This is a genomic window from Skermanella aerolata KACC 11604, from assembly GCF_000936425.1.
GTDB lineage: Bacteria > Pseudomonadota > Alphaproteobacteria > Azospirillales > Azospirillaceae > Skermanella > Skermanella aerolata.
On sequence record NZ_AVFK01000115.1, the window covers coordinates 1 to 5944 of the forward strand.

Genomic DNA, 5944 nt, shown 5'->3' on the forward strand with positions numbered 1-5944 from the left:
TCCACAGGCGATCAGCGCCCGGAATGTGCGGTCAGAACCCGCTTACCATTGGTGAAAGCAACCGCCTCTGAGACCGTGCGCACGCTGTCTAACAAGGTCTTCAGATCGAACGTCATACCCGCCTCCCGTCACAAACGCTAAAACGGCAGACTACGACTATTTTGCTGTGTATGGGATATAAAGGCGGTAAAACCTACCTTTGATCATTACCTCGATCCCTGGCGTTACCAAGGTCACTTGGAAAGGCTATCGCCCCTGAAGCAGAATCATGGCTTCCGCTATGACATCGGGATGCCTGCTCGCGTGCTGAAGATCATATCCCAAGACCTTACCATTGGCGTCGATCTCGATCGCGAGATCCCGCTCATCGTCGAAGACCGTATCGTGGACGCGACCATTCCCGAGCGTCACGTACAGGCTGTCGGTGGATGGGTCATATAGCATTGGATTATTCTGCATAATGAGCGCACCCCACGGTCACATACCCGTCTCCGGCCCCTTATCGAACCTCACAGCGCCCAGCGTATCGCTGCCGGCAAAACCCGCCGCCGCGATCAGCCGGTCCGCCTCGGCGTTGATCTCTTCCTCGGTGCGTGATGGGCAATGCATCTGGGCGTTGGCCTCTCGAAACGTCCGTCGTCCGATACGAAAATCGTGGCGCCTCATGGTGCGGCCGATTTCATTCAGGACGCCGAGCCTCTCCTCTTCGGTCGCGACCGCATCGAGGCGGCGCAGCGCCTGCCGGGCATTCGAGCCGAGGTTGAGCCAGAGCGCTAATCCCTCCGCCTCCAGCTGCTCCGGCGCGCATTCGTCCAATTCCGAGGCGCACTCCAGGCCTTGTTCCAGGCGATCGAGGGCTACGGAGAGGATGGTTGTCTTGTCCGTCATGGCGCAATCTCAATGATGGTCTTTCCAGCCCGGGGAAGGCGGATCGCGATATCGACAACAGCTCCAAGATCGTCAAGCGCCCTCATGAGCTGCCAGACCGAAATATCCTCGACCTTCCCGGCGATGGCGTTGACGGAAAATTCGGCAGGCAGATCGGTTTTCTCGGCAGCCTCGGCATGGGACAATCCAAGATCGGCTATCAGGTTTTCGATATGGCATGTGAGCAGGAACTTCACGCGGGTCTCCTCAGGATTGAGGTATCCCATATGCTCAAGAAAACACTCGACCGCGACTACCTTGATCTCGTTGCCGTTCCCGTCAGACACGCTCTTCATCGCAACTGCCCTGCCCCATCAGCGGACCGCTCCCTACCGCTTCATCTCCGGCCCCTCGCCCGAAATCATATCCTCCAGCACGTCGAAGTCGGCGAAACCCGCCTCCGCGATCATCCGCTCCGCCTCGGCATCGATCTGCTCGTCCGTTGTCGTCGGATCCCTCATGTGTGCCGTGGCTTCGCTGAATACCCTGCCGCTCACCATGAAATTGCGGCCTGTAATGAGGCGCGAGACTTCTCTCAGAACCTCGACGCGCTCCTTCTCGATCGCGACACCATCGAGCCGGCGCAGCGCCTCTCGTGCGCTCGACCCCAGGTTCAGCCAGAACGCCAGTCCCTCCGCCGCCAGCTGCTCCGGCGTCCTCCCGTCCAGTTCGGAGACGCACCGCAGGCCTGCTTCGAGGCGATCCTGGGGGATGGAGAGGATGGTGATCTTCGTCATGAGCTTCCCGCCGCGACATTCCGGCTTTGTACAGCCGACGGCATAAAGTACACGCCGGACTGGGGACTGGCTACAAGCTCATTGCGGGGTCGGCCCCGGCCCTATCGCGACCACTCCCTCTCGATGAGCCGGGTGGCTTCCGACAGGCGGCGCTCATAGAATCCAGGCGTCCCGTCAAAGGAGCGGATGAAATCATCCCGCACGGAAGCATAGGCGTCCGCGCTGAGCACCCACCGCTTCATGCCGAACAGCTGGGCGGCACTGGAGGGCGTCCGCTTGCCCCAAGCGTCCTCGATCTCACCATCCGGATGGAACACGGCCGAGTGGAAGCCGGCTGCTGTCAAAGGGGATCGCTCGAAGAACTCGGGTTCGGCCAGGATGCAGCCCCTGAGCCCTGCCCTGTCGGGCCGGGCCAGGAGCGCCTCGCTGAAAGCCATGCACCGCTTCCGGGTGAAGACGTTGAGATCGTCGGACTCGACGCGGGGTTTTAGCCGTTTTCCGGCCTCGTCGGTGAAAGGCCTGTTGCGGATCAGGCCGAGGGCCGCCGCGATCACTTCGCTCTCCACACCGGCCAGAATGCCGCCCCTGCCAAGGTCGGCGATCAGGGCTTTTTCCGGAAAAGCCGAATAAACCACGGCGGCCTCGGCGATGTCCGGCAGCGGGATGATTTCCAGGGTATTCCTGGCTTCCAGCGGATCGGGCAGTTCGCCCGGATCGGGCATGCTCCGGATTTTCGCGGAGTGACTGGCCCTGATGTCCTGAAACCAGGTAAAGGAGAACGGGCCGTGTCCCATGATGCCGTTCGGAGCCAACACCCTGCCCCGATCGTCCATGACGTAGTACGTCTGCACCTCGTGATGGCGTCCGACATGCAGGGCGATCACGTGGATCGGCCAGCCCGTCGCCCGGTGGAGCGCCAGGACGAAGGGCAGATCCCTCCTGGCCGCCGACCACTCGATGAACTTCCTGTCGAAGGGGTGGAGGCCCTGCCGCTTGATGGCTATGGGTTCGATCGTCTCGGCGCCGCTCTGGATCATGTCATGGCCTTTGTGAAGCGAGGGACGATGGGGTGACGGCCCGCGGGCCGTCACCCCATCTCGATCACCCTTCGTCCGTCCGGCAGGTGGAGCGTGATGTCGATCGCGACGCCGAGATCGTCCAGCATCCTCATCAGTTGCCAGACGGATATGTTTGCGAGTTGCTCCCCAGCGATCCGTGAGACTATCTCGGGTGCCAGGCCTGTCCGTATCGCGATGTCTGCATGGCTGAGGCTTGAGCGCTCGGCGACGCTCCGGATGTGCCCGGCGAGCAGCAGCTTGACCCGTGTCTCGGCGGGGTTCGCGCCGCCGGCCCCGAGCGGCGGCCGATCCCCGGCAGACTGCCGGCCGCTGCCGTACCACGTGCTATTCATCGAGCATTTCCCATCCCAGGACCGACGATCGGCTGTACCATGAATAGGCGTCGCCGAGCAAGTATTGCCGTTTTAGGTTGCGATGAAGTCCATCGCGTCTTCGAAATCCGAATGTCCCATCAGCGATCGACCGCATCCATTCCGGCCCCAGCCCTGTCCGGGCCGCGCGAGCTCGGATGGAACACCGGGGCGTTGTCAAAGAGGTCGAGCATGCCTTCGCTGAACGCTCTGGCCCGATCGGCGTTGGTCCGGAGCATTCCGGAGTAGATGGCACCCGTCACCAGCGCCGCGAGCCAGACGGGCGACAGCCGCCTGATCCTGTCGATCATCGTGCCGATATCGGGATCCGCTACGCGAAGTGTCGCCTCGGCGACGCCCGCGAACACAAGCCAGTCCTTCGGGTCGGTGAGGCCGTCCTGGGTGACGGCATAGAGCGCGGTCAAGGCGCCGAGTTCAGAGGTGGCGTAGGGGTGCCCGCACACGCTGGCGATGACATCGAGCTTCGCGCGAATAGTGCTGTCCATGACCGCCCTCGCCAACCCAGGATCCGCAGAGCCTCCTGGCGGCCATCCGCCATGCGAAACTGTCGCAAATGTATCGTTGATCCTGGCCTTCCAGGTCAAGCGGGAAGTGTCGCCGCCGGACGGCTTGGCGGCCCGTTCGGGAAAACACGAATAAGGGGCGGCCCTGCGACCGCCCCTGCTCGTACACGGAAATTCAGATCTTCTGAAATTGTCCCAAGTTTTGCCGACTCTGGGAAGACATGCGTGACAACCTTCAACACAAACGGATATTGCCTCTTTTCGGGAGGCGTCAATCGAATTATCCGGGTTTTCGGAGAAATGCGGATCCGCCGTCCGCAGGCCCTCAGCCCTTCATGACCGCCCCAACGATGCTGTTGGCGGTGTCGCCCCGTTCGGCGCGTTCATTCCGGGCCGTGGCCCGGTTCCTCACGGTGGCGACGGCGGCCGGGGAAATGTCCGGTATGCTGCCTCCGACGTTGTGGCCATGCTTCGTCTTGCCGTAGGACGATCCGGCCGTCTTCGTGCTCGCATGACCCATCAGGGCCGCGATCGTCTCGTGGGAGAGGCCGGTCGCCTTGGCGCTGGCCGAGAACTGATGACGACCCGAGTAGAGCGTGATGTGGCGCTTCCGGTTCGGCCACAGCTCGACGTTGGCTCGCCACAGCGCCTGCCGGCACAGCGTGTACACGCGGTCGTACTCCTCGTCGCGGCGGGCGGCGTTGAGCACGTCAACCAGGCTGCGCAGTCGGTCCTTCAGCTCCGGCGGCAGCCAGTCCATTCCCAGGGTGCGGGTACGGCCGTTGCCGCGCCAGGGCTTGCCGTCGGCGGTCTCGAAATATTTCCGATTCCGGACGACGAGGACCTCAGCGCCGTTCTGGATCTCGATGTCGGCGTCGTTCCATTCGCTGGGACGCAGGCCCATCAGAATGCAGCCTCCAAGCCAGTCGAGAGTGAGGCGGCTCGTCTTGATCCCGGCGTAACCAGGCCTGACCCTGGGATCGTCATCGTACTCACGCAGCCTTTCCTGAAGTCTGGTGAGGTCGTCCGAGCTGATGAACTTGAGTTTGATCGCGTTGCTGTCCCGGTCTAGCGTCCTGCGGCAGGCCTGGCGACTTGATGAGCGAAGCTCATCAAGCGCCTCCGTCTCCACGCCGTCACGCTCCATGCGCCAGAGCAGGGCCGTCCGGTAACGGTCGTAGGTCTTCGTCCGGTACCGCTTACTCTCGGCCGCCAGCCAGACCGCGGCATCCCTCAGCCGGACCTGATCCAGGTCGAGGCCGCGCTCGAGGCGAAACGCCGCGTCCCGCCGGGCCAACCCGAGGATGCGCTCCGAGACCGCGTGGTAGTCCTCCTCGGTCTCCTCCCTGCGCACCTGAAGAGCGGGCCTGGGGCCCCAGGCGCACGGCTTGCCGATCACCATCCTCGGCCTCTCGGACTTCGGCGCCGGATCCTCCGTTACCGGGTCCTTGCGTGGCCGGCCCCTGCCCCGCTTTGGCTCCTGAGCGTCCGGAACGGGCTTCGTGCGCGGCCGCCCCCTGCCCCGCTTCGGCTCCGGTGACTTATCATAAGTTACCATTTCTTCCCTCCAGCCAGGCCGTGACAGCGCCTGCCAATCATCGAGCGTCCGGCGTCTCGCCGGCGCTGTTATCGACCGTGTATTCCAGCTTCGAGAGCGGATGTGCCGGCGTCGAATGCGCCACGCGCTCGAGTGGGTTTTCCTCGGCGAAACCGCTCTCGCCGAGAGCACGCTTCCTGAACCCGTTTTTGGCCTGTCCGGGAGCGCGAAGCGCTCCCGATGCGTTCGGGAACCTGAAGAATCCTGTTTCAAATCGGTTCATCTTTTCGCCCCTCCGAGCCTGTCCGCCAATGGGTGCGGCGATACAGGGCATCTAGGCCCCGGATCCGGAAGTGTGAAGCCCTGATCTGGGCGGTTTTTCTGTTTTTGGCTCCGCAGGGTCGGATTTTCTCGAATTTTTCATGCTTCTCCCTTTAACTGTAGAGCGTGGTTATCATTAACCCTTGCACAGTTTGGACGAAAAAAGGGTCGTTTATCCTTACGCAGTTGCGCCTGGCTGTGCAGCGCTTGAGATCGCTTTCCTTCTCTGTTCCTATTTGGCAAGGACGGCGAAAGGAACGCCAAAGGCCGAAGCAAGGACGAGGCAAGGAATGTAAAAGGACATCGTAAGGAACAACAATGAACGCAAAAGGACGAAATTCACCGGCGTTTCCTTACAGCGTCCTTTCAACGAAGGACCGAGAAAGGGCGCGCATCCTTTCAGAGGAGGAAAACAAAAGGGTGATTGCTCACGGGGTTGACAAAAAGGGTTGCGCTGGATCTCGCAATA

At 62.1% G+C, this 5944-nt stretch carries 10 protein-coding genes; all 10 read right to left on the reverse strand.

Translation table 11 applies throughout. From position 1 onward, the window contains the following. Positions 1 to 246: 246 nt before the first annotated feature. Positions 247 to 444, reverse strand: coding sequence for a DUF2283 domain-containing protein (locus tag N826_RS38250; RefSeq protein ID WP_169789510.1), 198 nt, complete (start codon positions 442 to 444; stop codon positions 247 to 249). Between the two features lie 33 nt (positions 445 to 477). Then, positions 478 to 888, reverse strand: a complete 411-nt coding sequence (locus tag N826_RS38255) for a hypothetical protein (RefSeq protein WP_044437746.1) — start codon at positions 886 to 888, stop codon at positions 478 to 480. Next, positions 885 to 1223, reverse strand: a complete 339-nt coding sequence (locus N826_RS38260) for an XRE family transcriptional regulator (protein WP_044437748.1) — start codon at positions 1221 to 1223, stop codon at positions 885 to 887. Before N826_RS38260 ends, N826_RS38255 begins: the two co-directional genes overlap by 4 nt. Positions 1224 to 1256: 33 nt before the next feature. Next, positions 1257 to 1664 (reverse strand): hypothetical protein, encoded by a 408-nt coding sequence (locus N826_RS38265; RefSeq protein ID WP_044437750.1) that lies wholly within the window; start codon positions 1662 to 1664, stop codon positions 1257 to 1259. A gap of 101 nt (positions 1665 to 1765) precedes the next feature. Next, the gene (locus tag N826_RS38270; RefSeq protein ID WP_052832803.1) at positions 1766 to 2701 is read right to left on the reverse strand and encodes a hypothetical protein; all 936 of its coding nucleotides are present in this window, start codon (positions 2699 to 2701) and stop codon (positions 1766 to 1768) included. 50 nt (positions 2702 to 2751) lie between these two features. Beyond that, positions 2752 to 3075 carry an XRE family transcriptional regulator gene (locus N826_RS41180; RefSeq protein WP_052832804.1) on the reverse strand — a complete coding sequence of 108 codons (324 nt, stop codon included), beginning with the start codon at positions 3073 to 3075 and terminating at the stop codon, positions 2752 to 2754. A 119-nt stretch (positions 3076 to 3194) separates the two neighbouring features. Next, positions 3195 to 3599, reverse strand: a complete 405-nt coding sequence (locus N826_RS38275) for a hypothetical protein (protein ID WP_044437754.1) — start codon at positions 3597 to 3599, stop codon at positions 3195 to 3197. Between the two features lie 343 nt (positions 3600 to 3942). Further along, entirely contained in the window at positions 3943 to 5175 is a 1233-nt protein-coding gene (locus N826_RS38280; protein ID WP_147041320.1) for a site-specific integrase, read from the reverse strand. Between the two features lie 37 nt (positions 5176 to 5212). Further along, positions 5213 to 5437 (reverse strand): hypothetical protein, encoded by a 225-nt coding sequence (locus N826_RS38285; RefSeq protein ID WP_044437757.1) that lies wholly within the window; start codon positions 5435 to 5437, stop codon positions 5213 to 5215. 270 nt (positions 5438 to 5707) lie between these two features. Then, a partial coding sequence (locus tag N826_RS45075; RefSeq protein WP_211099508.1) for a hypothetical protein occupies positions 5708 to 5944 on the reverse strand: 237 nt, incomplete at its 5' end.